Below are 23,814 nucleotides of genomic sequence, written 5' to 3' on the forward strand. Positions count from 1 at the left end.
GTGACCGCGGCATGGGGGGCGTGCTTTATAGCGATCGAGTGGGGGCTACGCGACTCACCGATCCTGTGGTTCGCCGCGCTGCGGGCGTTGGTGGCCGGGGTGGCGCTGGTGGCGCTGGGCGCGGTCCAGCGTCGCCCCACCCCCGCGGTCGCCCGGGCCTGGGGGTGGATCATCGTGCTGGGCCTGGTCAACGTCACGGTGGCGTTCGCCGCGATGTTCGCCGGGGTGGCTGGCCTGGCGACGGGCACGGCCGCAGTGCTGGCCAACGCCCAGCCACTGCTCATCGTGCTGCCCGCTTGGTGGCTCTATGGCGAGAAACCCTCGGCCCGGACCGCGGTGGCCCTGGTGATCGGCTTCACCGGCCTGCTGCTTGTCGCCGTGCCCGGGGGCGGTGGTGGTGGTGGTGGCGCGGCGCTGTCGTTGTTGGCCGCTGCGGCGGTCACCGCCGGGACCTTGTTGTCGCGGCGCCTGGCAGGACTCGACGTGGTCGTGATCACAGGGTGGCACCTGGTGATCGGGGGTGTCGCCCTGGCTGGACTAGCCGCGGCGCTCGAGGGAGCCCCAGTGATCACCTGGACTCCCCGCTTCGTCCTGATGCTGGTGTTCCTGGCGCTGGTGGGTACAGCGGCGACCACCGTGGCCTGGTTCACCGAGGCCCGCCAATCCCGTATGGACGCCCTGGCCGGATGGACGTTCCTGACCCCGGTGTTCGGCATCGTCCTGTCTACCGCGGTACTCGGAGAACAACCGGGACGATGGACAGCAGCGGGGCTGGGGGCAGTCCTGGTGGCCATGTGGACGGCACTACGACCAGCCCGCCGCCAGGCGGCGCCAGCCGCCCACGGCGCCACACCACCACCGCTGGGCGTACCCGCCGCCCCGCCTGCCCGCCCCGTCGAGAAGAGGACTCCGTGACACCCAACGCACCGCACCGGTACACCGACGGTCCCGAACCCACGGGCGCGCGGCCACCACAGGAGGCGGTGATCTTCGACCTGGACGGGGTGGTCACCGACACCGCCGGTATGCACGCCGAAGCCTGGCAGCAGCTCTTCGACGAGGCACTGGCCGACGACCGGCTCACCGTCACCGGGCCCCACGCCCCCTTCGACGCAGACGCGGACTACCGCCGGCACGTGGACGGGCGCGCCCGGGAGGACGGCGTGCGCGCGTTCCTGACCTCTCGGGGCATCGACATCCCGGCCGGGGTGCCCGGGGACCCGGCCCTGGCGTGGACGGTTCACGGTCTGGCCGCCCGCAAGAACACGATCTACCTGGAGATGCTTGCCGCTCAGGGGGTGCGTGCGTTCCCCGGCACGGTCGAGCTGCTCGGCCGGCTGCGGGCTGGCCGGGTGCCGCTGGCGCTGGTCACCGCCAGCCGCAACGCCGCTGCGATCCTCGCTGCGGCGGGGCTGGCCGACATGTTCGACGTGCTCGTCGACGGTGAGCGCGCCGCCGACCTAGGCCTTGCGGGAAAGCCGGCCCCGGCGATGTTCCTCCGAGCGGCCCGCGAGCTCGGTGTGGATCCAGCCCGGGCCGTGGTGCTCGAGGATGCCGTGACCGGCATCGAGGCGGCCCGGCGTGGCGGGTTCGGCCTGGTCGTCGGCGTCGATCGCGGCGGGCAGCGCGAGGCGCTCGAGGCGGCTGGTGCAGACGTCGTCGTGACTGACGTCGCCCATCTGGACCTGGGCTCCCTGCGGACGGACCCGTGGGTCCTGGTCTACGAGGGGTTCGACCCGGTCCATGAGGCACACCGGGAGGCGCTGACCACGCTGGGCAACGGCTACCTCGGCACCCGCGGCGCGGCCCCGGAGCGGCAGGCGGACGGGGTGCACTACCCGGGGACGTACCTGGCCGGGGTGTACAACCGGCTCACATCCGTCATGCACGAGCGCGAGGTCGAGGACGAACACCTGATCAACGCCCCCAATTGGTTGGTCCTGGACGTGCGCATCGGTGCGGCAGGTTGGTGGTCCGCCGGTCTGACCGTCGCCGATGAACGCCGTGAGCTAGACCTGCGCCGCGGGGTGCTCACCCGTACGGCCGTGCTCGCTGACGCCGCGGGGCGGCGCCTGCGCGTGTGCCAGCGCCGCCTGGTCTCGATGGCCCGCCCGCACCTCGCCGCCCTGGAGACCACGCTAGTGGCCGAGGGCTGGGACGGCCCGGTGAGCGTTTTCTCCGGCGTCGACGCCAGCGTATCCAACACCAACGTCGCGGAGTACCGCGGGCTCGCCGACCACCACCTGCGCACTCTCACCCAGGAGCGCGTGGACGAGCACACCGTACTGACCGAGGTGGAGACCACGCAGAGCCACGTACGCATCGCCGTCGCCGCCCGCACCACCGTCAGCGGTGCCGACACTTCCGCGGCGCTGGTGGGCGAGAGGGACCGCCAAGGCTTGCGCTTCGACCTGTCCCTTCGCGACGGCCGGCCCGTCACGATCGACAAGACGGTCACCGTCGTTACCTCCAAGGACGCGGCGATCGCGTCGTCCGGGATGGGGGCTCTAGGCGAGCTGAGCCGGTCGCCGGGCGGCCTCGCCGCTCTGCTGCCCGCGCACGAGGCAGCCTGGGCACAGCTGTGGGACCGCTTCGGCGTTGACCTGGACGCGGACCGCCAGACCCAGCTGGTGTTGAATCTGCACGTCTTCCACCTGCTCCAGTCCCTCTCCGTGCATACCGCCGAGGTCGATGCCGGGGTGCCGGCGCGCGGGCTGCACGGGGAGGGCTACCGCGGGCACGTGTTTTGGGACGAGCTGTTCGTGCTGCCCGTGCTCACTGCCCGCAGTCCCGGGGTCACCCGGGCCCTGCTCGACTACCGGTACCGGCGCCTGGACGCCGCCCGTGCCGCCGCCAGTGCCGACGGGCATGCGGGGGCGAGGTTCCCTTGGCAGAGCGGCAGCGATGGACGTGAGGAGACCCCCAGGGTGCTGTTCAACCTCAGGTCCGGGCGGTGGATGCCGGACAACTCCCGCCGCCAGCATCACGTCGGCCTGGCGGTAGCGCACAACGCCTGGCAGCACTTCCAGACCACCGGGGACGTGGCCTGGCTCGCCCGCCGTGGCGCGGACCTCATCATCGAGGTCGCCCGGTTCTTCACGTCCTTGGCCACCTACGACACGGCAGAGGACCGGTTCCACATCGACGGGGTGATGGGACCGGACGAGTACCACGACGGCTACCCCGTCGCCCCCGGTGAAGGTCTGCGCGACAACGCCTACACCAATGTCCTGGCGGCCTGGGTGTGCGCGCGCGCCGTCGACGTGCTCGCGGTGACGTCCGGGTATGACTGCGACGAGCTACGCGCCCGGCTCGCGATCGGCCGTGACGAGCCTGGCCGCTGGGAGGCTCTCACCCTCCGCCTGAGCGTCCCCTTCCACGATGGCGTGATCAGCCAGTTCGCTGGATACGAGGCGCTGGCCGAGCTGGACTGGACCCACTATCGGCGCACCTACGACGACATCGGCCGGCTGGACCTCATCCTCGAAGCCGAGGGCGACGCCACCAACCGCTACCGTCTCGCCAAGCAGGCTGACGTCCTCATGCTTCTCTACCTCCTGGGCCCCGACGAGCTGTCGGCCACCCTCGAGCGGCTCGGCTACTGCACCGGGCCCGAGGTGCTCGCGCGCACGGTCGAGTACTACCTAGCCCGCACCGCCCACGGCTCGACCCTCAGCCGGGTCGTGCACGCCTCCGTGCTCGCCCGGACGGACCCGGCCCGCGCGTGGCAGACCTTCCGTGATGCCCTTGCCGCCGACCTGGACGACACCCAGGGCGGGACCACAGGTGAGGGCATCCACCTCGGGGCCATGGCCGCCACCATCGACATCGTCACCCGGGTCTTCGGAGGCGTGCGCACCGAGGGCGAGAGCGTCGTCCTCAACCCCCGCCTACCCACTGCGCTGCGCCGTGCCCGCTTCACCCTGGTGCACCGCGGGCAGCGTCTGCGAATCTCGCTCGACCATGACGCCATCACTGTTACCGCCGACCCGTGCGCGATCAACCATCGGGTCCGCGTCCGCGTGAACGGCCGTGCAGAGACACTGAGAGGTGGACAGTCGGTGGTGTGGCGGGCGCCGAGGAGCTCGGCGGCCGCCGCCGAGGTAGGCGCGGTGGCGACAGAACGACCGGTGGTGGAAGCCGTCACCCGGGACGATGTCGACGAGTGAGCGGAGCGCACGGTGTGAACGGTGCACCCGTCAAGCACCTAGGTTCGCTTCTTGCCGCTCCTGCGACGAACTATGGCCAGAGCGCGAGGAGAGCGTGATGAGCTTGTCCGTCAATCCCTCTCGGCCAGCGCAGGTCACAGCCCGTAGGTGACACGACGCGCAGGGCCCGTCCGTCTATCAGGTCATGCGGACGAAGGTTGGGTTTGACTGCCAGATCTCGCGGAACTGGATGGTCTTGCCGGGCTTGGGCGCGTCGATCATCGTGTTGCCGCCGGCGTAGATCCCGATGTGGCCGGGGGAGAAGATGAGGTCTCCGGGCTGTGCCTGGTCTCGCGAGACGACGGTGCCGGCTGCTTGCTGCTCGCCGGAGGTGCGGGGGATGGTGATCCCGACCTGGGCGTAGACGTAGGAGGTGAATCCAGAGCAGTCGAACCCGCTCGGGGTAGTTCCTCCCCAGACGTAGGGCACGCCGACGTAGCGGCTGGCCGCTTCGATGATGGCGCTTCCGGAGGCCGTGGCGGGAATCGAAGCCCCAGCAGGGGCTTCGGTCGGTGCGGCAGCTTCGCTCGTCACAGTCGCGGTCGACGCACGCTCAGCCGACCGTGAAGCAGCGGGTGCAGACCGGACCGGCTCCGGCTCCGGCTCTGGTTCGGGCTCGGGCTCGGGTGCGGGTGTGACGGAGATCGCGGTGTGCTCGACGGTCCACGACGCGTCGCTCGCCGCGGTGACTGCGGGCGCAACATCCAGCTGCTCGCGGGCCTGGGCTGTCAGTGCGTCGACATCAACGGTGCTCGGAGACGAGGCGGCGGCGGGTGCCGCCGAGGCCGGCGCTCCGACGAACATCGAGACGAAGAGTCCCGAGGAGGCCGCTGCGACCACTGTTCGACGACGCATGGTCGTTGCGTTCTCGCAGGTGCTGAGGAGCAGTGTCGTCAGGGGCGTGATAGGGCGCCTGGCCGCGCGGTGGCGGGCAGAATTCACCGTCGTGTTCATGTTCTCTCCATGACGCCTGCGAGGTTAGCTGTCGGGTTCGGGTAGGAGAACACCCGGCCGATGACCTCTCGGGCCATACGACTTCACCCCAAGGACGCTGTAGCCAGCGCCCACTTCTGGGTCCCCCGTCCCTGCCAACGAGTTCATCGGCAACCTCAGGCGGTGGCAGGGCTCGACGTGCCGCCTGAGCGCTTCACTGGCATCTCGCCGCTGTGGAGCCCCTCGAAAGTACAGGACGTACCCGGGGTATGTCACGGGATGATCACGGCTTGTGGGGGTGAAGCGCTCGCTCCGACGAAGGGACCAGCGACGATGGGCTCATCGAGGTCTCAGGAACTCTTGTTAGCCTGACCACAGTTGGGTTTTTCCGGTGATTGGGGGACAGATGCGCGCTCGGGTGAGCAGCATCCAGCGCGTCGGCGCTGTCGTCGTCCTGCTCCTGGTGGTGCTCCTCGGGGTCGTGCTGAACAGCGCGTCCGAGGACGGGCACGGCGGGCACATGGAGCTCGAGGCACCGATGTCGGTCGCGTCGAGCCTGGCGGACGCGACGTGGACGACGCCCTCGGCGTCGGAGGTCACGCTCCTTCCCCTCGATCACCCGACCGCTGACAGCTCGCTCCACGACGCTCTCGTCGTGTGCTGCGCTCTGGTCGCGGCGGCAATCTTGGTACCGGCCGTCTCTCGGTGGATCCTCGCCAGGAGCCGACTGCGACGTATGCACGACGACGCCCCGGCGGTGCTGGTGGCGGTATCGGCTCATCGCCCTCGAGGCAGCCGACCCATCGTGGCGCACTCTCTGTGCGTTCTGCGCGTGTAGGAACCCTCTGGTTTGCCGTCCCCGCGGCGAACCTGAGCAACCACACCCAGATCCCGTCCCTCGTCCAGGGACGGACAGACGATGGAGCCCACCATGAACACCAAGACACGTATTGCTGCCCTTGCTGCTTCGCTGGCCCTGGCCACAGCTCTCGCCGCGTGCGGCGATGCTGCGCCGGAGTCGGAATCGACACCCACGGCGCAGGAAACTACACAGGAGGCCGCCGAGGTCGCACACAACGACGCCGACACCGAGTTCGCACAGATGATGATCGTCCACCACGAGGGCGCAGTCGAGATGGCTGACCTTGCGGCGACGAACGCCGAGACCCAGGAGGTCAAGGACCTCGCAACGGAAATTTCCGCTGCCCAAGGCCCTGAGATCGACACCATGACGTCCTGGCTCGAGGGCTGGGGCGAGGAGACCTCGCCTGATGACGGCATGGAAGGCATGGACCACGGCGACATGCAGATGGAAGGCATGGACCAGGAAGCGGTCATGACCGAGCTCAGTGCCCTGACTGGAACCGAGTTCGACCAACGGTTCCTGGAGCTGATGATCGGCCACCACGAAGGCGCAGTGGGGATGGCGCAGGAGGAGCTGGACTCGGGCGAGAACGCTGACGCTCTGGCGCTCGCCCAGACGATCATCGACGCGCAGACGACCGAGATCGCAACGATGCAGGGCATGCTCGACAGCCTCTGACTCAGCTCACCTTCTTGTGGCGGGACGGCGAATCACGCTGTCCCGCCGCACCCTGCCGTGCCTCCCCCTTCTCAAGGACCTTCCATGCGCCCTCACCCCATCGCACGACCAGCCTCTGCACTGGCGCTCACCGTTGTTCTCGCCCTCGCCGGTTGTGCCACATCGCCAGCCACCGATGACCCGACCGGTGATGCGTCCGACGCGTCACCGCCCACGTTCGAACACATCCACGGCATCGGACTCAACCCTGGCGACGACACGGTGTACGTCGCAACACATCAGGGACTGTTCCGGCTCGACGATTCAGTCCCGCAGCCCGTCGGCGAGAGCCGAAACGACATGATGGGCTTCGTGGTCACCGGGCCCGACACGTTCTACGCCAGCGGCCACCCAGCTCCCGGGGAGGTCGCACCGGCAAACCTGGGTCTGCTGCGCAGCACAGACGCTGGAGCCGGATGGGAGGACGTCTCCCTGCGCGGGCACAGCGACTTCCACGACCTCACGGGAGCAGGAGACCGGCTCTACGGCTTGGATTCCTCCGACGGGCGGCTCAAGATCAGCAACGACGCCGGTGTGACCTGGACCAGCGGACCGAGCATCAACGCCCGAGATGTCGATGTCGATCCGAACGACCCGGACCGACTCGTCGCGACGACGGAGACCGGTCTTCTCGTGAGTACGGACGGTGGAACGAACTTCGCTCCGCATGAGTCCCAGCCGATAGAGCGCCTTGTCCTGGTCGCTCATGTTCCTGGTCACGCGGACCAGGTCACAGCGTCCCTGGCAGGTTTGGACGCGACAGGCAGGCTGTGGATGTTCGACGGAGCGGCGTGGGCTGTCACCGGTGTGCCTCAAGGAACACCAGAGGCCTTCACGGCGATCGGGGAGGAGTCATACCTCGCCGCATTCGACAGCACGGTCTACCGCACCGGAGACGGCGGGCGCTCCTGGTTCCAGGAGTGAGTGTGGCCAGCTACTTGCGGTAGACCCAGTGCCACGGCTCGCGGGGGGTGTCCTCCACGAAGCCGTAGCGTCCGGCGTTGGATCGCATCCAGGCCTGGGCCTGGGAGTTCAGGTCGAGATCAAGGGCGATGCCCCAGCCGTGAGGACTTGTTCCCGGGGTGGCCGCGAGGCCTCCCTGGGAGTACAGGCCCTTGCGTTCTGCGACGTCGACCTGCGCATCGTAGGAGCGATAGGAATCGGTGATCCCGATCGAGACGCCATCCTTGGCCGCATCCGCAAGCAGCTGTTCGAACGCTTCTCCGGCCGGCGCCCACAGGCGATGCCCCGTCCCTGCGACATTCATGAGCTCCGCGCGGGGGACTTCGCCGTTGCCGTAACGGGCAAGGTCGGCGGGAACGCCAGCAGCTGACCACGAGACGGTTTTAGCGCCCGCGGCGTCGACCTTCGACAGGTCGTCGACGGCCAGTCCGAGGGCTCGATCGAACGACGCCGAGCGGACCGAGCCCGGGAGGTCAGGGCGAGGTGAGGAGAAAGAGCCGATCGTTGCCTGAATCTCGTTGATCCGCTGAGTGATCGAGACGATCCCGTCCATTGTGCTCACCTCCTCCGTAGTCGACTTGTCCCATCGACCATGCCGCGCTCTCTATGAGCGTGAGGCCTGGTGCAGAGGATCTCGCCGCTAGCGTCCGGTCTCACATGCGGTGCGCCATGGGCAGGAGGAACAGCCACACGTTGACCGCGCCGAGCAGGATGATGATCGCTGCGTAGGGCACGAGGGTCGCTCGGCGACGTGCGTCGGTGCGGTAGCGGCGGTGGGCGATGCGTCGGGCGGTGTAGAGCGAGCCCGCGACGCCCAGGGCGAGCAGTGCGAACTGGAGCACCTGGATGGTGCCCGTGCTCAGGAGGGCGGGGTCGACGCCGGTGGTGCGTGCACCGAAGAGCGCGGCGACGGTGGTGTAGACGGAGCCGCCCTCGGCGAGGAGGTGGAAGAGGTTGTGCGCGAGGTGGGCGGCGACGTCGAGGGGGATGAGCGCGTACCCGAAGCGTGCGAAGTTCTTCGCGGTGCTCTCGAGGTTCCCGGCGGCCGCGACGCGTGAGGCGATGGCGAGGAGAGCGACCGGGACGGTCACGGCGACGGTGAACGCGACGGTGAAGATCAGCGGGTAGCTCGTGATCCCCGTGGTCCTCTCGATCCACGTGAGCACGTCCGCCCAGACCTCGAGCATCGTGATGTTCTGGATGAGGACGATGCCCATGATCGCCATCGCGAGGAAGGACTGCTCGATCTTGGGCTTGGTGATGAACCACAGCTCGCTCGTGGGCTTGCGCACGCGGATCTGGATGGCGTCGTTGGGACAGGACTTGATGCAGTTGGCGCACAGGTTGCAGTTGGCGGAGTCGTCCATCGTGCGCGGGAAGGTGAAGAGCGGGCAGCCAGCGACCTTGTCGTTGCCGTTGTAGCAGACGGCCTTGGCGGTGCAGGTCTTGCAGATCCCGGTGTCGGCACGGAGCTCGACCATGCCGACGCGGGCGTAGTTGCCGGAGAGCCCGCCGAGGAAGCACAGGTAGCGGCAGAACGTGCGCCGCTGGAAGAACGCGCCGGAGGCGATGACCGCGGTGGTGAGCAGGAGCAGCAGGACCCCGGAGCCCCAGGGGACTCGACGACGCCCCACACGTGGTCGGCCCATGTGATCGCGAGGAACGAGGCGTCGATGATCCAGATGCCGTAGTTCTTGAGGAACTTCGGCACCGGCTTGTTGACGCCGACCCACTTCTGCACGACGTCCGTCAGGGCCCCGAACGGGCAGACCGCGCACCAGAACCGGCCGAGCAGGACGAAGACGATCGGGATGACGGGCCACCACAGCACCCACATGAGGGCCGTGCCCGCGTTCTCGTGCGCGACGTCGGGCCCGGCGAGGAGCTGGTAGGCGACGAGCCCGAAGACTGCGGCGACGGGGATCTGGAAGATCTTCGGGTACCAGCGGCTGCGCAGCGACCGGGCGATCCACGGGATCGCCATGAGGTTGCGGCCCACTGGTGGTGGCGTGAGGTCTGGTCCCGGGGTCACGTCAGGATCGACGTCCTGGGCGGAGGGCGGTGTGAGCATGGGCGTGGTCATCGCGGGATCCTTCGTGGCCGATCAGCCGTGCGGGCGGTGAGGGGGAGGTCGCTGTCGCGGCGGCGCCGGCGCAGCACCGCGGCGCTGACCAGCACGACAGCGTTCAGCCCGCCGAACGCTGAGAGCACCGGGACCCGGGGCCGGTCCGGTGTGGGGGCCACTTCGTCGGGGTGGTCGTCGCTGGTCTCCTCGTGCTCACCGTGCTCCTCCTCGACAGGGGTCGAGTGATCCATGCCTTGCATCCCCTCCATGTCGTCCGCGGGCGGCGTTGCGGGGCCCTCCGGCAGAGGATCGACATCGGTCACGGGGCCTGCGGTCTGGGATGCGTAGTCGACAGTCACCTGCTGGTGCTCGGGCACCGCGAGGGCGAGGGTGGGATAGGTGGCCAGCGGCACCGTGAGTGCGACGACGGACCACAGTCGGACGAGAGCGGTGTGCACGGGGACTCCTCTGGGTCTGCTGCCAGAAGCGTCGCCGCCCTCGCGGCCGCGCGCGTGGGACTTGTGGGGCCAGGAGGAAACCTCAATCGAACCTTCATCAACTGAGGGCATCGGGTCCGTCCTATCCGCAGCGGTTGACCCGGCACAATGACGGCATGAAGACGCAGGACGAGGGCGCGCTGGAGCTGGCCGGGTATGCGGACCTACTCGTGAGGCTCAAGGACCGGGTGCGCCAGACACAGTTCAGAGCTGCCCGTGCGGTCAACACCGAGGTGCTCCGGCTGTACTGGTCGATCGGCCGCGACATCCTCGATCGGCAGGAGAGCGCCGGATGGGGCTCGCAGGTCGTCGAGATGCTCGCCGCCGACCTCAAGCGGGAGTTTCCCGAGCAGCGGGGCTGGTCCCGCCGGAATCTGCTCTACATGCGCCGCGTGGCTCAGGCGTGGCCGACCGAGTCGGAGTTTGTGCAGCAGGCTGCTGCACAATTGCCTTGGGGCCACCTGATGGTGATCCTGGACCGGCTCAAGGCACGCGACGAACGCGACTGGTACACCGCCCGGGCGGTCGAGGAGGGTTGGTCGCGCTCCGTCCTGGAGCACAAGATCAAGGCGAACCTTCGCGCTGCGATCGGCGCCGCACCCTCGAACTTTGACGCCGCGCTCGATCCCGCAGACTCTGACCTGGCCCGCCAGTTGGTCAAGGACCCGTACGTCTTCGAGCATCTGGCGATGGTGACCACCCGGCTCGAGCGTGACGTCGAACAAGCCTTGATGGACCGGTTGCAGGACACGCTCATGGAGTTCGGCCGCGGCATGGCCCTGGTTGGTCGGCAGTTCCACCTCCCACTGGGAGACGGCGAGGAGTTCATCATCGACCTGCTGCTCTTCCACGTCGAGCAGTTGCGCTACGTGGTGGTGGAGCTCAAGGTCGGGTCGTTCTCGCCCTCCTACGTGGGACAGCTGGGTACCTACGTCGCGGCCGTCGACGGCGAACTGCGACGCCCAGGTACCCATGCCCCCACCGTCGGGATCCTGCTGTGCACCGACAAGGGCGGACCTGCAGTCCAGTACGCGTTGGCCTCGACCGCGGCGCCGGTCGCCGTGGCTGACTATCAAGGACTTCCCGAAGACGCCCGAGCGGCACTCCCGACGGCCGGAGAGCTCCGGGCCGTCGTCGACGCAGAGCTCTGAACTCAACCCAGGGCACTGAAGCCAGCTCCGACCACTCAAGCCATCGTCCGTAGGATGTTTCGGCGACCTCAAGCCAGCATGTGATTCCTGTGTACGGATGCCTCACAGATGCTCGGTGCCTGGACCTCGCCAGCGTAGGCCCGAATTGCAGCGACGATCACTACTTTGCATGCTTGGCGCGACACGCCCGAGACCGTGCAATGTACGGCGGCGTGTTTGTGCAATCTGCGTCGCACGTCAACACCCAGGCCTCGACCCGAAGAGGAGCGCGCCATGCCTGACTCGTGGCCTATCACGCAAGAGCGACCAAGGACCGAGAGTCTCGTGACCGGGGCCGAGCTACGTGTCCGGCGTGAGTACCTCGGCCTGTCTGGCGGCTGGCTTGCCGAGCACCTCGGTGTACAGAGCCGTACGTTGCGGCGCTGGGAAGCAGGTATGAGCCCTATCCCCGACGGCGTAGGCGAAGCGCTAGAAGAGCTCGAGAGTTGGACAGCCAAAGTCGTCATAGCCACCATCGCCGCGGCCTCCGTCGCCGAAGGCGTCGACGGCGAGCCCGACCGCCTGATCCTCACTTACCCAAACGACGAGGAGTACCACGCCCACGTTCCCGGAGAGACACGCCCGGCGTCATGGCACCGCGCGGTCTCCGCCCGTGTCAGACAGGCAATTCCAGGGCTCAGGATTGACTTCTGGCGAACATCTCGCGCGCACCTGCGCCCAGCACCTGGAAGTACCGAGCTCCTGGCCAGCGTCTGGGTCCACGCTGGACAGCCTTACATTCACGAAGGTGTCGAGTACTGGCCCGTCGGCAGCCACGGCGTCGGCCCGGCCGACGGGTACGTCTTCAACTACGCCCCAAGATCCTCCATGTAGAGCCACAGTGCCCGTCCCACGTATGGCGGCGGGTCTGACCTCGTGTCGGGACCGGTCATCCCTTCAGGCGGCTGGAGTCGACATCCTTGAACCCAGGGTGGTAGCCGGCATACCCGGCGTAGCCGGGATAACCCGGGTAGCCGGCATAGCCCGGGTAGCCTGGATAGCCCGGGTAGCCCCGGTATCGAGGGGACACCCGGGCGAGAAAGCGATTTCCGACCGTCGTTCCAAGGTAGGCACCCTCGCGGTTGACCGCGTCGTCATCGCCCCAGGGAAACCAGCCGATCCAGTGGCCGCGCTCGTCGAACAGGAACTTGTCGTCTGGTTGGCGCCGGAACGCGATCACACGCCCGCTGTTATCGAAGTAGAAGATGGCCACGGATGCTCCCTGAGGTCTCGAGTCCTCGCCGGTCAACGATTGCGCTGACTCTCCCATGGGGCACCGACATCGACTCGACTCATCATTCGCGGCAGAGACGGTGCCTCCAAAAACAACAAGCTTCAGCGCGGTGCTCGACGTCGCTCACGAGGAACTGGCTGATGTTGAACATGCTAGCCACCCTCGCCGAGTACGAGCGGGAACTGATCGTCGAGCGGGTGAACGCCGGCATCGCCGCCGCACGACAGAACGGGACTCGCTTCGGCCGGCCCCTGTCGGACCCGGCCGCCATCGCCGACAAGCTCCAGGTCGACACCGATGCCCGTGCACGCGGGAGGACCGCGCAAGACGCGGCCAGGCTTGTCGGATGGAGCCGCGCCACCCTGTACCGGCACCAGCAGGCCGGCACGGCCCGCGCGAGCGCACAGATGTAGGCGCGGAGATGGACGGGCTCGAGCGGTGGCGAGTTTCTTCGGCTCCATGACGAAGACCAGATCCCGCTTGCGGCCCTCGCCCGCAGCACCGGAATCAGCGCCCGGACCCCGCAACGCTGGCACCACCAATACAGCGCCGGCGGAATCACCGCCCTCTAGCCCCAGCCCGGAGGAGACGCGGGTATCCGGCGAACGAATACAGCAACAGTGGCGTTCGTCGAGTGGTTCACGCTGACCAAGCCTCGGCCGAGCATCGCGACCTTGCACCGGCTGGCCGTGACCGATGCGCAGCAGCGCGGGCAGCCGGCGCCGAGCTACTCCACGGTGCGGGAGATCGTGCAGGGCCTGGATACCGGTCTGGTGGCCGTGGCGTTGGAAGGCCAGACTTGTACCGGGATCGGCACGAGTTTGTACCGATGCCGGGCCGAACCGCCCAACCAGACATGGCAGGCCGACCACACCGAGCTCGGCGTCCTCATCGTCGGCGCTGGCGGGAATCCCGACCGGCCATGGCTGACAGTGACTATGGACGTCTTCTCCCGCGCCATCTGCGGGTACATCGTCTTGAGCGGCGCACCGTCCGCGATCAACACCGCCTTGGCGCTGCGTCAGGCAATCTGGCGCAAGCCCGATCCGCTTACAGTCGGAGCCAAGGGGAGCCTTTCCAGCGCTCTGGGAGGTGTTCGTTGATATGAGCAGGTGGCGGTGGCTCCGGCACATTGGGATGGCGCTTGACCGGACCCCAGGCCGACCAGAAGTGCCGGATGCGGCCGACAGGCTGTAGTGCTTCGATCGCAAGGAGGCTCAGCGGTCGGTCGCGCAACTCGGTCATACCATCCAGAAGTTCCCGTACGGCCACGACCACTGAGCGCAGTCTTGTCTGATTCGCCTCGGGCATAAGGAGAAGACAGTGCTCGACTGCTGTCTCGACGAGGCGGAGTCGCTCGACTAGAAGCGTGACGCCGCTTTCATCAAGAGACTCAGGCCCGCCATCGAGAGCGTCAAGCACTCCGTCGGCAGCCATCCATGCCGCAGAACGCGAGGCCTTGGATGGCGATTCGGCCTCGAAGCGTGCGGCGAAGTTTGCGGGAAGGAACGTCACAATCGGCATGACGTCGAAGTTTTCGAGAGCTTGCGTCCACACAGGCACGTTGATGGCCAGGGCGCCTGCGGATACCTCGATGACCGGCTCGTTCCGACCTTCGACGCATACCTCGAAAGTCTCGATCGTGGGTAACAACTGCTGGACTGACATGAGCGCCTGAAAACAGGGGTTGACCTGTGTATTTTCCAGTGCTCGTAGCCACACTCTCGCCGCGCGAGCATTCAGTTCACTTCTGAGTACACGAAGGCCGTTGCTGCCGAAGTAGGCCTCCGCCCGCTGCCAGGCTGGCATGCTGAACTGGTCGTCCGGGGTGGGTGTGAGCGCCGCTTCTCGCTTGGGCAGCCGAGTGGCACGGTGGTAGGCGAGCGCCGCTTCGCAGCCACGGTCGAAGGAGAGCGCGATCATCGAGGCCGTGACGACTTTGTCGCGGACGATAACTTCACCGTCGACGACGTAGCGATCGTGAATCCCGTCCCACTCCAAGTCCTCGTGCGCCTCGCCATTGCGCATACCTACGAGCACGGCATCCCGGGCGATCCGTCGCGCGAAGCCCCCGCTCGCGAGCATTGCTTCGCGGACCCGGGCCAACACGGGTGGCGCAGACCACGCCCCGATCTGCAGACACCGCAGCGCCCAGCCGAACTGGCGCACCGACCCCTCCACAAGTCGCCTGTAGATGTCGGTAGTCGCCAGCGCGCGGGTCTCGGGGTCGTCTGACGCGGCAGCACCCGTGATAGTGCGCAGAATCCGACGGCGGGCCTGGTGCCGGCCTCGCTCGCGCTGCCTGAAGTAGCCCAATACTTGGTCAGTCAGTGCCGGCGATGCCGCTGCGAGCCTGTTCGTTAGCGAATCCAAGGATATGTAGGCGACGACAGGGTCGGGTGCGTCGGATATCCAGCCGATCACCGACGTCATTGCTAAGACATCGCGGGTCATGGGTAGCCCCAAGGACGATAGGTGGGGCGCCAGTTGGTTCAGTAGCCCCGCGCCGTCGTACTTGTAGGCTGCCAGCACCCAGCCGGGTTTGAGGTCGCCGATGTCATCCACCGGCTCCTCGTCAAGACCGAACAATTGGTTGAGGCTGACCTCGTTGTCGTCGGATAGGCCGTGCGGCCACTCGTTGCAGGCTAGCCATAGCTCCCGCGGGCGTGGCGGTGTGGTTCCGTCTTCAAGCGCGGTTGCAGTTTGCGCGAGCCCCATATCAACGGCTTGCAGAATCCGTTGGGCGATCTCATGGTCGAACGGCGCGAAGGGTTCGAGCGCGTACAGGACAGACAAGGCGCTGCTGCGGGAGGCGACCACCGACTCGACGTGTTTGCTGAGGCTGCCGAAGGACGTGTCACTCGGAAAGTGCTCAAGCCCGGCGGCGAGTTCGCGTAGCCGCTCTACCAACCCGTTGGAGTACCAGCCCCATAGGGCGGCTTCGATGGGCAGCGTGTGGCTGGCGTGCAGGGGACGCGCTTCCTCGCACGTCTCACGGAGTGGCTGAGCGAGCCTCTCGCGCGCATGACTGGGAAGCATCAGCCCACTCTATGCGCGGGTATCCGTCCTGAATACGGCAATGACCGTGCAACAGCATGCCGCCATGCCAGATAGCAGATCCGGGCGAGGGTAGCCACCCTCGGTGTGGCACAAGAGTCAGGCCCTGCGGGGACGGCAAATGAGAACGTGGCGGGCTCCCCTCCGCCTCTACACCGGCGTCCGCGAGACACATGCGGCAGTCGGGCCCCGACTCGGCACGTCATCTCTCACGGTCCGTGTCCGGGATCTACGTGCCGGGAGGCGCGTCGGCGGTACAAGTGCCAGATGTGTCATGGATCTTCGCTTGCTCTTGAGCGCGTCTCGCACACCGTGACCGGCTCGCTGACTACCCACCGCTGGGTGGTGCTTGTCGCTCAGTCCTCGGAGCGCTCAAGGAGCCCTCGGACAGTGGTGAGGTCGGTGATTGGGTCTGGTCGGCGGCGCCCCTTCGAGCCGATCGACAGATCTGCGAAGCGAACGACAACCAGGCGCAACCCGTGAAGCGGAATCTGCTCTGCGCGGCGAGCGTCATACAGACGCCGTTGGTCGGCGCGCCCGACCCCACTGAGTGTTGCTCGGCGATCGAAGAATGGAGTCGGCTCCTGGTGCTGGGACTCGTGCACCTCGACGATGAGGCGCTGGTCTCGCCAGTAGGAGTCGACTCGTAGCCGCGCCCGTCTGCCGTGCTCGTTCGGATCGCCAAGGAGCCAGTCGAACGTGTGCTCGCGACTCCCACGCGCTCCGACCACCTCGTCGCACAGGTCGAGCACATACGCCGCGCGACGTGACGGTGTCTCCTGCGGTGGGGACTTCGGTTGGCGCCCGCGTTCGAGTGCAGCCCGGACCTCACCTTCGTCGAAGGTGTATCGCGAACCGTCCTTGTGGGAGGGGATGCGACCCGCTCGTGCCTGCTTTCGCAGGGAGCTCGCAGTGACGCCTAGGACGGTCGCGAGCTCTTCGGATGTCAGTGACTTGGATGGAGGCATTCCACTGTCCTACCCGAGCCGGCCGCGGCGGTCGAGGACGAAAGGTCGCGCGATGTCCCGCACCACGGGGCACACCACATGGCAGGGACCTGAGGTCGAGGCGCTGAGGTCGGTGGGCGGCGAGGCGTTCGATGATCCACGGGTTCCCGTGGGGCGGCGATATGCACTGGTGCTTCGGTGGGGAGGCACACGTGCAAGGGAAGGGGGAAGCCTGGGTGGATCTCCGCAGTGCGGGCTCCTGTAGCGGGTGCTGTGAGAGGGAGAGCGGGTGAGTCATGGCGAAGCGGTCGAACGGTGAGGGTTCGGTCCGCAAGCGTCCGAACGGAACGTGGGAGGCTCGCTTCCACTACGAGGACCCGAGCACAGGGGAGATCAGGCGTCGGTCGTTCTACGGGCGGAGAGCGGCCGAGGCGCGGCAGCAGATGCGGGACGCGGGGGAGCGGCTCGCGGCGGGCGCTCCCGTGACGGACTCGTCGATGACGGTGCAGGAGTGGTGCCGGCGGTGGCTGGACACGACCGTGGCGGCGTCGAGCCGCCGGGCCACGACGAAGGCGCTCTACGAGGGCCTGTCACGCGGACACCTGGAGTCGCCCCCGTTCGGGAACCTGACACTCGACCGCGTCAGGCCTTCGGACATCGAGGCCTTGATCCTTCGCTTGCGAGCGCGAGGCCTGGCGCAGTCCACCGTGCAGCGGATCTTCATCGTCCTACGGCTCGCCCTCGCCGGGTCGGTTCGCGACGGGCTCATCGCACGGAATCCTGCTGACCTGGTGCGCCAGCCGAGGATCGAGCGGACCGAGGCGCGTCATCTGTCGGTGGCGGACGTTTCGGCCCTCTTGTCATGTGCGACAGGGACCCGCTACTACCCACTGCTGCGCCTCATCGCGACGACCGGCGTCCGCAAGGGCGAAGCACTCGCCCTCACCTGGGACGCGGTCGATCTCGACCGCGCCGAGCTCGCGGTCCGAGGCACGCTGACCCGAGTCGACGGCCAGCTCGTGGTCACACCCCCGAAGACGGCCCAGTCTCGACGCGTCCTCCCTCTCGCTCCGGCAGAGGTCGCGATGCTCGCTGCCCACCGCCGGGACCAAGCTGAGGAACGGTCGCGGGCCGGCGAGGACTGGCACGAAGCCGGCTTCGTCTTCACGACAGAGACCGGACAGCCGATGGACCCGCGCAACGTCCTGCGCGCCATGACCACCGCGGCAACGAAAGCGGGGCTGGACCACGTCAACGTCCATACCCTCCGACACTCTGCGGCCACGGCGTGGCTCGAGGCAGGAGTGAACGTCAAGGCGGTCAGTACTCTTCTGGGCCACGCGGACATCAGGATTACCGCCGACGTCTACGGTCACGTCTCGGACAGCGTCTCCCGCGCCGCGATGACGGTTCTCTCGGACAGCCTCCGCGAACCCCCATCGACCTAGCATCGACGTGTCGCACATCACGCTGCCGACCACCCGGATCCAGACCCGTCCACACCAGTCCGCGAGACCCGGTAGGGGTACGCGTAGAGGTACGGCCCCTCCAGACAACGAAAAAGGCCGTTCCGGATTTCTCCGAAACGGCCTCTGACCTGCTGTGATGCTGGTGGGCGATACTGGGATCGAACCAGTGACCTCTTCCGTGTCAGGGAAGCGCGCTACCGCTGCGCCAATCGCCCATGCGTGCTGCATGAGATGGAACACAAGCTTCGTACTACGAGGTGGAGACGGGATTCGAACCCGTGTGGACGGCTTTGCAGGCCGCTGCCTCGCCTCTCGGCCACTCCACCGCTGAGATCGATCACCGGGGGAGACCCCCGAGGATCTGTCTCCGAGCGGACGACGGGATTCGAACCCGCGACCCTCACCTTGGCAAGGTGATGCTCTACCACTGAGCCACGTCCGCATGCACCGAGCTGTTCGGGAATTTCTTCCCGGCGTTTTCGGCGCGTCCCAGACTCTAATGGACTTTCGCGCCCTGAGTCCAACTGAGGCCCGTCACCTGCGCGTCGGCCGCAGGATCTCGCGGAAAACTCCCTGAGATGCCGCCCGTGGGCCGATGGTCGGTAGCGTGTGCGCGTGGACGGATACGCGCGCTTCGGGCGCATGACGGGGCGCGACGTGGTCGAGATGGTCGACCTGACGCGTCAGCCCGATGCGCTCGAGGCCGGTGGCGTGTGGTTCGTCGTCGCGGACTTCGAAGGGCCGGTGCGAGCGTGGCGCTTCGCGCACGTCGACAGGCACGCCGGCTCCCACGGGCGTGCGCCCGAGACTCGTCCGACCGAACCGTGGCACGGCCCTGCTCCCAGCAGCTGGCGCACCTCTCTCGACGAGGCCGCCTACCGGGCCGCCGTCGCGACGGTCCGCGAGCACGTGCGGCAGGGGAGCGTCTACCAGGCCAACATCTGCCGCATCCTCTCCGCACCGCTGCCGCCCACGGCGAGCGAACCGGACGCAGCCGCCCTCGCGGAGCGTCTCGCCACCGGGAACCCCGCTCCCTACGAAGGGGTGGTCCATGTCCCGGCGACCAGCGGTCTCGACCCCGTCTGGGTGGTCAGCGCGTCTCCTGAGCTCTTCCTGCGCGTCGAACGCTCGGCAGACCCTGACGGGTCGCGCCGCTCCACGGTGACCTCCGCCCCGATCAAGGGCACCGCGCCCACACCTGACGGGCTGCTCGCCAAGGACCGTGCCGAGAACATCATGATCACCGACCTCGTCCGCAACGACCTGCAGCGCGTGTGCGAACCGGGGAGCGTCGAGGTGACGCACCTCCTCGCCGTGGAGAAGCACCCCGGGCTCGCGCACCTCGTCTCCACGGTCGTCGGCACGCTCCGCCCGCAGGTCACCCAGACTCCCGGCCCGTGGGGCCCGCTCCTCGCGGCGACGTTCCCGCCCGCCTCCGTCTCCGGCGCACCCAAGTCCTCCGCCCTGCGGATCATCGGCGAGCTCGAACCCGTCCCACGCGGCCCCTACTGCGGCGCCCTCGGATGGATCGACGCCGACTCCGGCACCGCCGAGCTCGCCGTCGGCATCCGCACCTTCTGGTGGACCCCCGACAGCCCACACACCCCGCAGGGAGGACCCCACCTGCACTTCGGGACGGGGGCAGGCATCACGTGGGGGAGCGACCCCGGCACCGAGTGGCGCGAGACCGAGCTCAAGGCCCACCGGTTGATCGCGCTCGCGTCTACGGCAGACTGAGCGCATGGAACTGGTCATCTGGACGGACGGGCGGTTCGTCACCGCCGAGGAACCGGCGCTCAGCGCCGTCGACCACGGCTTCACCGTCGGCGACGGAGTCTTCGAGACGTGCGCCGTCTACGACGGCGAAGCCTTCGCCCTGACCCGCCACCTCGCCCGACTCGCCCGCTCCGCCCACGGCCTCGGCATCACAGCACCCGACGAAGCCATCGTCCGCGACGCCGTACGAAGCGTCCTCGACCGTGCAGGCTCCACGGTCGGACGCCTCCGCATCACCGTCACCGCCGGAGCCGGCCCCCTCGGCTCCGCCCGCGGAGACGGCCCCGTCACCCTCCTCGTCGCCGCCGGGCCCACCCCGCCCGCCAAACCCTCGCGCGTCGTCCGCCTGCCCTGGATCCGCAACGAACGCTCCGCCGTCGCCGGCCTCAAGACCACCTCGTACGCCGAGAACGTCGTCGGCCTCGCCTACGCCACCGCCCGCGGCGCCGACGAAGGCCTCCTCGCCAACACCGTCGGCGCCCTCTGCGAAGGAACCGCATCCAACGTCCTCGTCGAGCGCGACGGCGAGCTCCTCACACCCGTCCTCGAGACCGGCTGCCTCGCCGGCATCACCCGCGAGCTCCTCCTCGAGTGGGCCGCCCAGGAGGGACTCCCGGTCCGTGAGGCCACACCCGACGAGCTGCCCTTCACCGTCCTCGACGACGTCCTCGCCGGTCACGGTGCGCTCGCGCTCGCGCTCGCGGGGAGCATCCGCAACGTGTCGCCGGTCGTGTCCCTCGACGGGGTCGACCTCGTGCCCGGGCACCTGTCCGTCGCCGCGCAGGAGCTGTTCGCCCGACGCGTGCGGGACGGGATCGACCCCTGACGGTGCAGGGCGGCCGTCCCGGACGGACATGACGGTGGGCCGGTTCGCATCCATGGCCCTCGACCGGTTACGATCTTCCACGGACACCGACGCTGAAGGTGAGCGTCCGGCATCCGTGCACGAGATCAGCGGGCGATTGGCGCAGTGGTAGCGCGCTTCGTTCACACCGAAGAGGTCACTGGTTCGAACCCAGTATCGCCCACCAGTATTACCGCTGTTCAGAGGCCGCTTCTGCTAGAGAGAAGCGGCCTCTTGCGTGTCCGCGCGGGCAAGTCGCAACTGGCACAAGTTCGGCGGCGGTGTGGCGAGACGCCTCGGAGTGAGTGCCGCAGGTGGTCTGCACGCCCGCGTGGCCGAGCGTGTCGCTGACAGCCTCAAGGTTGATGCCATTGAGCATGGTCGCTACCCAGTGTCGGAGTTCGTGGAGCGTGATCTTCGCCGGCAGAGCCGCCGCAGTCGTTGCTCCTTCTTGGACGCCCGCAGAGCTTGCGGGAGCGAACCGGGCCGAGAGTATCCAGCAACTAGGCGAACGTTCCCTGGCTCGAGTCCGCGTCGATCGACACACGGAACCTGCCCAACCGGAAGATGACGCGCGTGTCGGTCTCGGGTGCGCCCTGCTTCTGTTGGAGGAACCCGTCGGCGCTTCCGAGGACTCGCCGGAGGAGAGCGTCCTCGGATGCGACCGATTCATGGGCGGCTCTCGCTCTGTCGATTGCTTGTCGAGCATCGTCGAGCGCGACCAGGTGAATGCGATGCCAGAGACGAGCACGGTTGCCTCGTGTCGTGCAGTAGAACACGGTGAGTGCCGCACCGACTGTCATGAACAAGGCCGTCGCAGCCCACGGTCTGCTCGAAGTGGTGGATTCGGGTCCTGCAAAGTCGACAGCGAAACACACAGTCCCGCCGGCAAATAGAGCGAAGCTGAGGAGGGGGCCTGAGAATCGAACTGGGAACTCTAGGAGCGCCGCGCGGTAGATGTCGAGCGAATAGAGGACTGGGAGCCAGAACCCGTGCTCCTGTGCCGCTCGATTCAGGCTTTGGTCAAGACGGGGTGAGCTAGCCTTCGCGCTGAGATTTAGGGAGTGAGTGGAGATGTGCTTCGCCCAGTCGTCGAGCTGCTGCGTCAGGAAGTCCGGATCGAGCGCCCTGTGCCGCGGATTCGCAGCGCTCTCATCTGCGGCAGCTCGGATGGTGAACGGGTCGCGCGCCAACTCCGCGGGTTCCCCCACGCTCTTGAGGGCCGACCACAAGGTCGCCGCAAGTGCAACCATTCCTCCGATGAACGCGACGGGGCCCGCCGCCTGGTGCCACGAGTCTTGTTCGGAGGTCAGGCTTGCGTAGAAGAAGGACGCCGACAGGCTGACGAACAGGCCTGATACAAGCGCGGCAAGGGCGGGTGCGAAGATGGTCTGATATTGTGTTGCAGCGTGGCGAATGTGAGAGAATGTTCTCTGCTTCGGTGGGCGAATGGTGCGTATGGTGGCCAGTTCGACAATGCCGAGCAGAGATGTGAGGGAAACCAAGAGCGCACCGGCGCCGAGTAGTAGTGCCGAGACATCTTCCATCTTCTCCGCCTCCGAAACACTTGACTTGGCGTGCTGCAGCGTGCGCGCTGGGACAGCTTCCCTTGATGATTACCACGAGACGTCTGTCGAAGCTCGAGGCGTCCGCAGGATGGCGGCGACTGGCTTCGACCCTCTATGTGCGGTCAACCGCCGCCAGGACCGCCCGCAGCGTCGTCTGGTGTCTGCACAGACCCAGTGTCGACGTCGGACCCGGTCCGCCCGATCATTCACATCGGCGCGATCTGACCGAGGATCCGTGAGGAGAAAGGGCAAGACCTCGTCTACACCGAAGAGGTCACTGGTTCGAACCCAGTATCGCCCACCAGAGCAGTGCAGATCAGAGGCCGGTTCCCGCGACGGGAACCGGCCTCTGGCGTCTCGCCGGTCACCGTCTCGCTGGTCAGCGGAGCGTGCGATCGAGGAGACCGGTGACCCGCTCTTCCCACTGTGGACCCGCGACCCGGAGCCCGTGGGTGTGCCCCGCGCCAGGTACCGTCCAGACCTCGCACACGGTCGGCGCTCCCGAGCACAGGTGGTCGGCTGCGTAGCCCTCGTCCGGGTCGTCGCCGGCCGTGATGAGCAGGAAGGCTGCCGGGCTCGACCGGTGCGCCGCGGCCTCGACGGAGTCCCGGAGCGGAGCGGGTCTCGGGGCGCTGGTGAGCAGGTCGGTGAGCTGGGAGGTGAGCCGGTCGACGTGGTGCTGGGCCTCTCCGCGGTGGCCGTACCGCGAGAGGTAGGCCTTGTCTTCCGCGACCCTGTTCGTCGCGCCCTCGGCCACCACTGCGGCGACCCGTCGGTCGGCTCCAGCGGTGCCGACGGCCGTCTCGCCGCCCATGGACAGGCCCACGAGACCGATCCTGCCCGAGGAGATCTCGGGCTGGGCGGACAGGAAGTCGATCGCGCCGCGGGTGTCGCTCTCGCCGAACCAGCCGAAGTCCATCCCGCGCCCTGCGCTCTGCCCGTGGCCGCGCGCGTCGAAGAGCAGGACGCCGTACCCGTGCCGTGCCAGGACGCCGGCGTGGTCGAGCACACTCGAGCGTGTCGATCCGGCACCGTGCAGCAGCACCACCCCGGCACCGTTCTCCGACGGGACGTACCAGCCCCGCAGGAGCACTCCGTCCCGGCTCTCGAACGTGACGTCGCGGTACGTCAGGCCCAGGCTGTCGGGGGTCCGGGTGCCGAGGTCAGGCCGTGGTGGGAACGAGGCGGCGACCGCTTGACCGAGCGTCCAGAGGCACACGGAGGCGCCCAGCAGCATCAGCGGGACGGTCACCAGCCACCACCGGCGTCGGGTGGCGCCGAGCACCCGGCGAGCGCCCCAGAGAGCGCTCACGAGTCCGCCGAGGATGAGCAGGAATCCGCCCAGGGCGACCGGTCCGAGCCCTTCCTTGCTCGCGTGCGCCGGTCCGAGCCCGACGCCGACCGCGAGGCTGACGCAGCCCACCACGAGCAGGGCGATCGAGCCGAGGGACCGTCGCATGGGACCGCCGTTCGCTGGTGGA

At 67.7% G+C, this 23,814-nt stretch carries 21 protein-coding genes, 4 tRNA genes, 1 pseudogene and 1 riboswitch; of the genes and pseudogenes, 14 read left to right on the forward strand and 12 right to left on the reverse strand.

Annotated elements, in window-relative coordinates:
• On the forward strand, positions 1 to 915 hold the full coding sequence (locus tag ABKW26_RS16265) for a DMT family transporter (RefSeq protein WP_348595001.1): 915 nt from the start codon (positions 1 to 3) through the stop codon (positions 913 to 915).
• Positions 912 to 4,169, forward strand: a complete 3,258-nt coding sequence (locus tag ABKW26_RS16270) for a beta-phosphoglucomutase family hydrolase (protein ID WP_348595003.1) — start codon at positions 912 to 914, stop codon at positions 4,167 to 4,169. The genes ABKW26_RS16265 and ABKW26_RS16270 overlap by 4 nt, the downstream gene beginning before the upstream one ends.
• Before the next feature lie 177 nt (positions 4,170 to 4,346).
• On the opposite strand, the gene ABKW26_RS16275 is transcribed toward ABKW26_RS16270, so the two are convergent.
• Positions 4,347 to 5,063 carry a C40 family peptidase gene (locus tag ABKW26_RS16275; RefSeq protein ID WP_348595004.1) on the reverse strand — a complete coding sequence of 239 codons (717 nt, stop codon included), beginning with the start codon at positions 5,061 to 5,063 and terminating at the stop codon, positions 4,347 to 4,349.
• 97 nt (positions 5,064 to 5,160) lie between these two features.
• Positions 5,161 to 5,321: riboswitch (cyclic di-AMP (ydaO/yuaA leader) on the reverse strand.
• A gap of 238 nt (positions 5,322 to 5,559) precedes the next feature.
• Here ABKW26_RS16275 and ABKW26_RS16280 point away from each other — a divergent pair.
• From ABKW26_RS16280 to ABKW26_RS16290, 3 genes are all read left to right on the forward strand, one after another.
• Positions 5,560 to 5,979, forward strand: coding sequence for a hypothetical protein (locus ABKW26_RS16280; protein WP_348595006.1), 420 nt, complete (start codon positions 5,560 to 5,562; stop codon positions 5,977 to 5,979).
• Between the two features lie 93 nt (positions 5,980 to 6,072).
• Positions 6,073 to 6,684, forward strand: coding sequence for a DUF305 domain-containing protein (locus ABKW26_RS16285; RefSeq protein WP_348595007.1), 612 nt, complete (start codon positions 6,073 to 6,075; stop codon positions 6,682 to 6,684).
• 84 nt (positions 6,685 to 6,768) lie between these two features.
• A complete protein-coding gene (locus ABKW26_RS16290; RefSeq protein ID WP_348595008.1) occupies positions 6,769 to 7,647 on the forward strand; it encodes a F510_1955 family glycosylhydrolase in 879 nt (292 codons plus the stop codon).
• 10 nt (positions 7,648 to 7,657) lie between these two features.
• On the opposite strand, the gene ABKW26_RS16295 is transcribed toward ABKW26_RS16290, so the two are convergent.
• From ABKW26_RS16295 to ABKW26_RS16310, 4 genes and pseudogenes are all read right to left on the reverse strand, one after another.
• A complete protein-coding gene (locus ABKW26_RS16295; protein WP_348595009.1) occupies positions 7,658 to 8,239 on the reverse strand; it encodes a M15 family metallopeptidase in 582 nt (193 codons plus the stop codon).
• A gap of 100 nt (positions 8,240 to 8,339) precedes the next feature.
• A complete protein-coding gene (locus ABKW26_RS16300) occupies positions 8,340 to 9,335 on the reverse strand; it encodes a hypothetical protein (RefSeq protein WP_348595010.1) in 996 nt (331 codons plus the stop codon).
• 119 nt (positions 9,336 to 9,454) lie between these two features.
• A pseudogene (locus ABKW26_RS16305) lies at positions 9,455 to 9,769 on the reverse strand (4Fe-4S binding protein); the annotation flags it as partial.
• The gene (locus tag ABKW26_RS16310) at positions 9,766 to 10,209 is read right to left on the reverse strand and encodes a hypothetical protein (RefSeq protein WP_348595011.1); all 444 of its coding nucleotides are present in this window, start codon (positions 10,207 to 10,209) and stop codon (positions 9,766 to 9,768) included. The pseudogene ABKW26_RS16305 and the gene ABKW26_RS16310, both read right to left, overlap by 4 nt.
• Before the next feature lie 155 nt (positions 10,210 to 10,364).
• Here ABKW26_RS16310 and ABKW26_RS16315 point away from each other — a divergent pair, with 155 nt between their 5' ends.
• Together ABKW26_RS16315 and ABKW26_RS16320 are read left to right on the forward strand one after the other, a co-directional pair.
• A complete protein-coding gene (locus ABKW26_RS16315) occupies positions 10,365 to 11,399 on the forward strand; it encodes a PDDEXK nuclease domain-containing protein (RefSeq protein ID WP_348595012.1) in 1,035 nt (344 codons plus the stop codon).
• Positions 11,400 to 11,672: 273 nt separating this feature from the next.
• The gene (locus tag ABKW26_RS16320) at positions 11,673 to 12,272 is read left to right on the forward strand and encodes a helix-turn-helix domain-containing protein (RefSeq protein ID WP_348595014.1); all 600 of its coding nucleotides are present in this window, start codon (positions 11,673 to 11,675) and stop codon (positions 12,270 to 12,272) included.
• A 55-nt stretch (positions 12,273 to 12,327) separates the two neighbouring features.
• Here the strand turns inward: ABKW26_RS16320 and ABKW26_RS16325 are convergent, their stop codons facing one another.
• On the reverse strand, positions 12,328 to 12,651 hold the full coding sequence (locus tag ABKW26_RS16325; RefSeq protein ID WP_348595016.1) for a hypothetical protein: 324 nt from the start codon (positions 12,649 to 12,651) through the stop codon (positions 12,328 to 12,330).
• A 2-nt stretch (positions 12,652 to 12,653) separates the two neighbouring features.
• Here ABKW26_RS16325 and ABKW26_RS16330 point away from each other — a divergent pair, with 2 nt between their 5' ends.
• From ABKW26_RS16330 to ABKW26_RS16340, 3 genes are read left to right on the forward strand one after another with little or no spacing between them, the layout of a single operon-like run.
• Entirely contained in the window at positions 12,654 to 13,085 is a 432-nt protein-coding gene (locus tag ABKW26_RS16330) for a recombinase family protein (RefSeq protein ID WP_348595017.1), read from the forward strand.
• Between the two features lie 60 nt (positions 13,086 to 13,145).
• Entirely contained in the window at positions 13,146 to 13,244 is a 99-nt protein-coding gene (locus tag ABKW26_RS16335; RefSeq protein WP_348595040.1) for a hypothetical protein, read from the forward strand.
• A gap of 48 nt (positions 13,245 to 13,292) precedes the next feature.
• Positions 13,293 to 13,775 carry a transposase family protein gene (locus ABKW26_RS16340; RefSeq protein WP_348595018.1) on the forward strand — a complete coding sequence of 161 codons (483 nt, stop codon included), beginning with the start codon at positions 13,293 to 13,295 and terminating at the stop codon, positions 13,773 to 13,775.
• Here the strand turns inward: ABKW26_RS16340 and ABKW26_RS16345 are convergent.
• Positions 13,723 to 15,711, reverse strand: coding sequence for a hypothetical protein (locus ABKW26_RS16345; RefSeq protein ID WP_348595019.1), 1,989 nt, complete (start codon positions 15,709 to 15,711; stop codon positions 13,723 to 13,725). The two genes, ABKW26_RS16340 and ABKW26_RS16345, sit on opposite strands and share 53 nt — an antisense overlap.
• 1,261 nt (positions 15,712 to 16,972) lie before the next feature.
• Between ABKW26_RS16345 and ABKW26_RS16350 the strand changes: the two genes are divergently transcribed.
• Positions 16,973 to 18,124: a site-specific integrase gene (locus tag ABKW26_RS16350; RefSeq protein WP_348595020.1), complete on the forward strand. Its 1,152-nt coding sequence runs from the start codon at positions 16,973 to 16,975 to the stop codon at positions 18,122 to 18,124.
• Between the two features lie 161 nt (positions 18,125 to 18,285).
• On the opposite strand, the gene ABKW26_RS16355 is transcribed toward ABKW26_RS16350, so the two are convergent.
• The 3 genes from ABKW26_RS16355 to ABKW26_RS16365 form a co-directional block, all read right to left on the reverse strand.
• Positions 18,286 to 18,360: transfer RNA gene (locus tag ABKW26_RS16355), tRNA-Val, on the reverse strand.
• A gap of 40 nt (positions 18,361 to 18,400) precedes the next feature.
• Positions 18,401 to 18,471: transfer RNA gene (locus ABKW26_RS16360), tRNA-Cys, on the reverse strand.
• Between the two features lie 44 nt (positions 18,472 to 18,515).
• Positions 18,516 to 18,587 (reverse strand) — tRNA-Gly (locus ABKW26_RS16365).
• Between the two features lie 200 nt (positions 18,588 to 18,787).
• Between ABKW26_RS16365 and ABKW26_RS16370 the strand changes: the two genes are divergently transcribed.
• The 3 genes from ABKW26_RS16370 to ABKW26_RS16380 all read left to right on the forward strand — a co-directional run bounded on the left by ABKW26_RS16370 (position 18,788) and on the right by ABKW26_RS16380 (position 20,952).
• Positions 18,788 to 19,882, forward strand: coding sequence for a chorismate-binding protein (locus ABKW26_RS16370; RefSeq protein WP_348595042.1), 1,095 nt, complete (start codon positions 18,788 to 18,790; stop codon positions 19,880 to 19,882).
• 4 nt (positions 19,883 to 19,886) lie between these two features.
• On the forward strand, positions 19,887 to 20,747 hold the full coding sequence (locus ABKW26_RS16375; protein ID WP_348595021.1) for an aminotransferase class IV: 861 nt from the start codon (positions 19,887 to 19,889) through the stop codon (positions 20,745 to 20,747).
• 130 nt (positions 20,748 to 20,877) lie between these two features.
• A tRNA-Val gene (locus ABKW26_RS16380) sits at positions 20,878 to 20,952 on the forward strand.
• A 316-nt stretch (positions 20,953 to 21,268) separates the two neighbouring features.
• Here ABKW26_RS16380 and ABKW26_RS16385 read toward each other — a convergent pair.
• Together ABKW26_RS16385 and ABKW26_RS16390 are read right to left on the reverse strand one after the other, a co-directional pair.
• A complete protein-coding gene (locus ABKW26_RS16385) occupies positions 21,269 to 22,312 on the reverse strand; it encodes a hypothetical protein (protein WP_348595023.1) in 1,044 nt (347 codons plus the stop codon).
• A gap of 400 nt (positions 22,313 to 22,712) precedes the next feature.
• A complete protein-coding gene (locus tag ABKW26_RS16390) occupies positions 22,713 to 23,792 on the reverse strand; it encodes an alpha/beta fold hydrolase (protein WP_348595024.1) in 1,080 nt (359 codons plus the stop codon).
• Between the last annotated feature and the right edge of the window lie 22 nt (positions 23,793 to 23,814).

Source organism: Sanguibacter sp. 25GB23B1, from assembly GCF_040012415.1.
Lineage (GTDB): Bacteria > Actinomycetota > Actinomycetes > Actinomycetales > Cellulomonadaceae > Sanguibacter.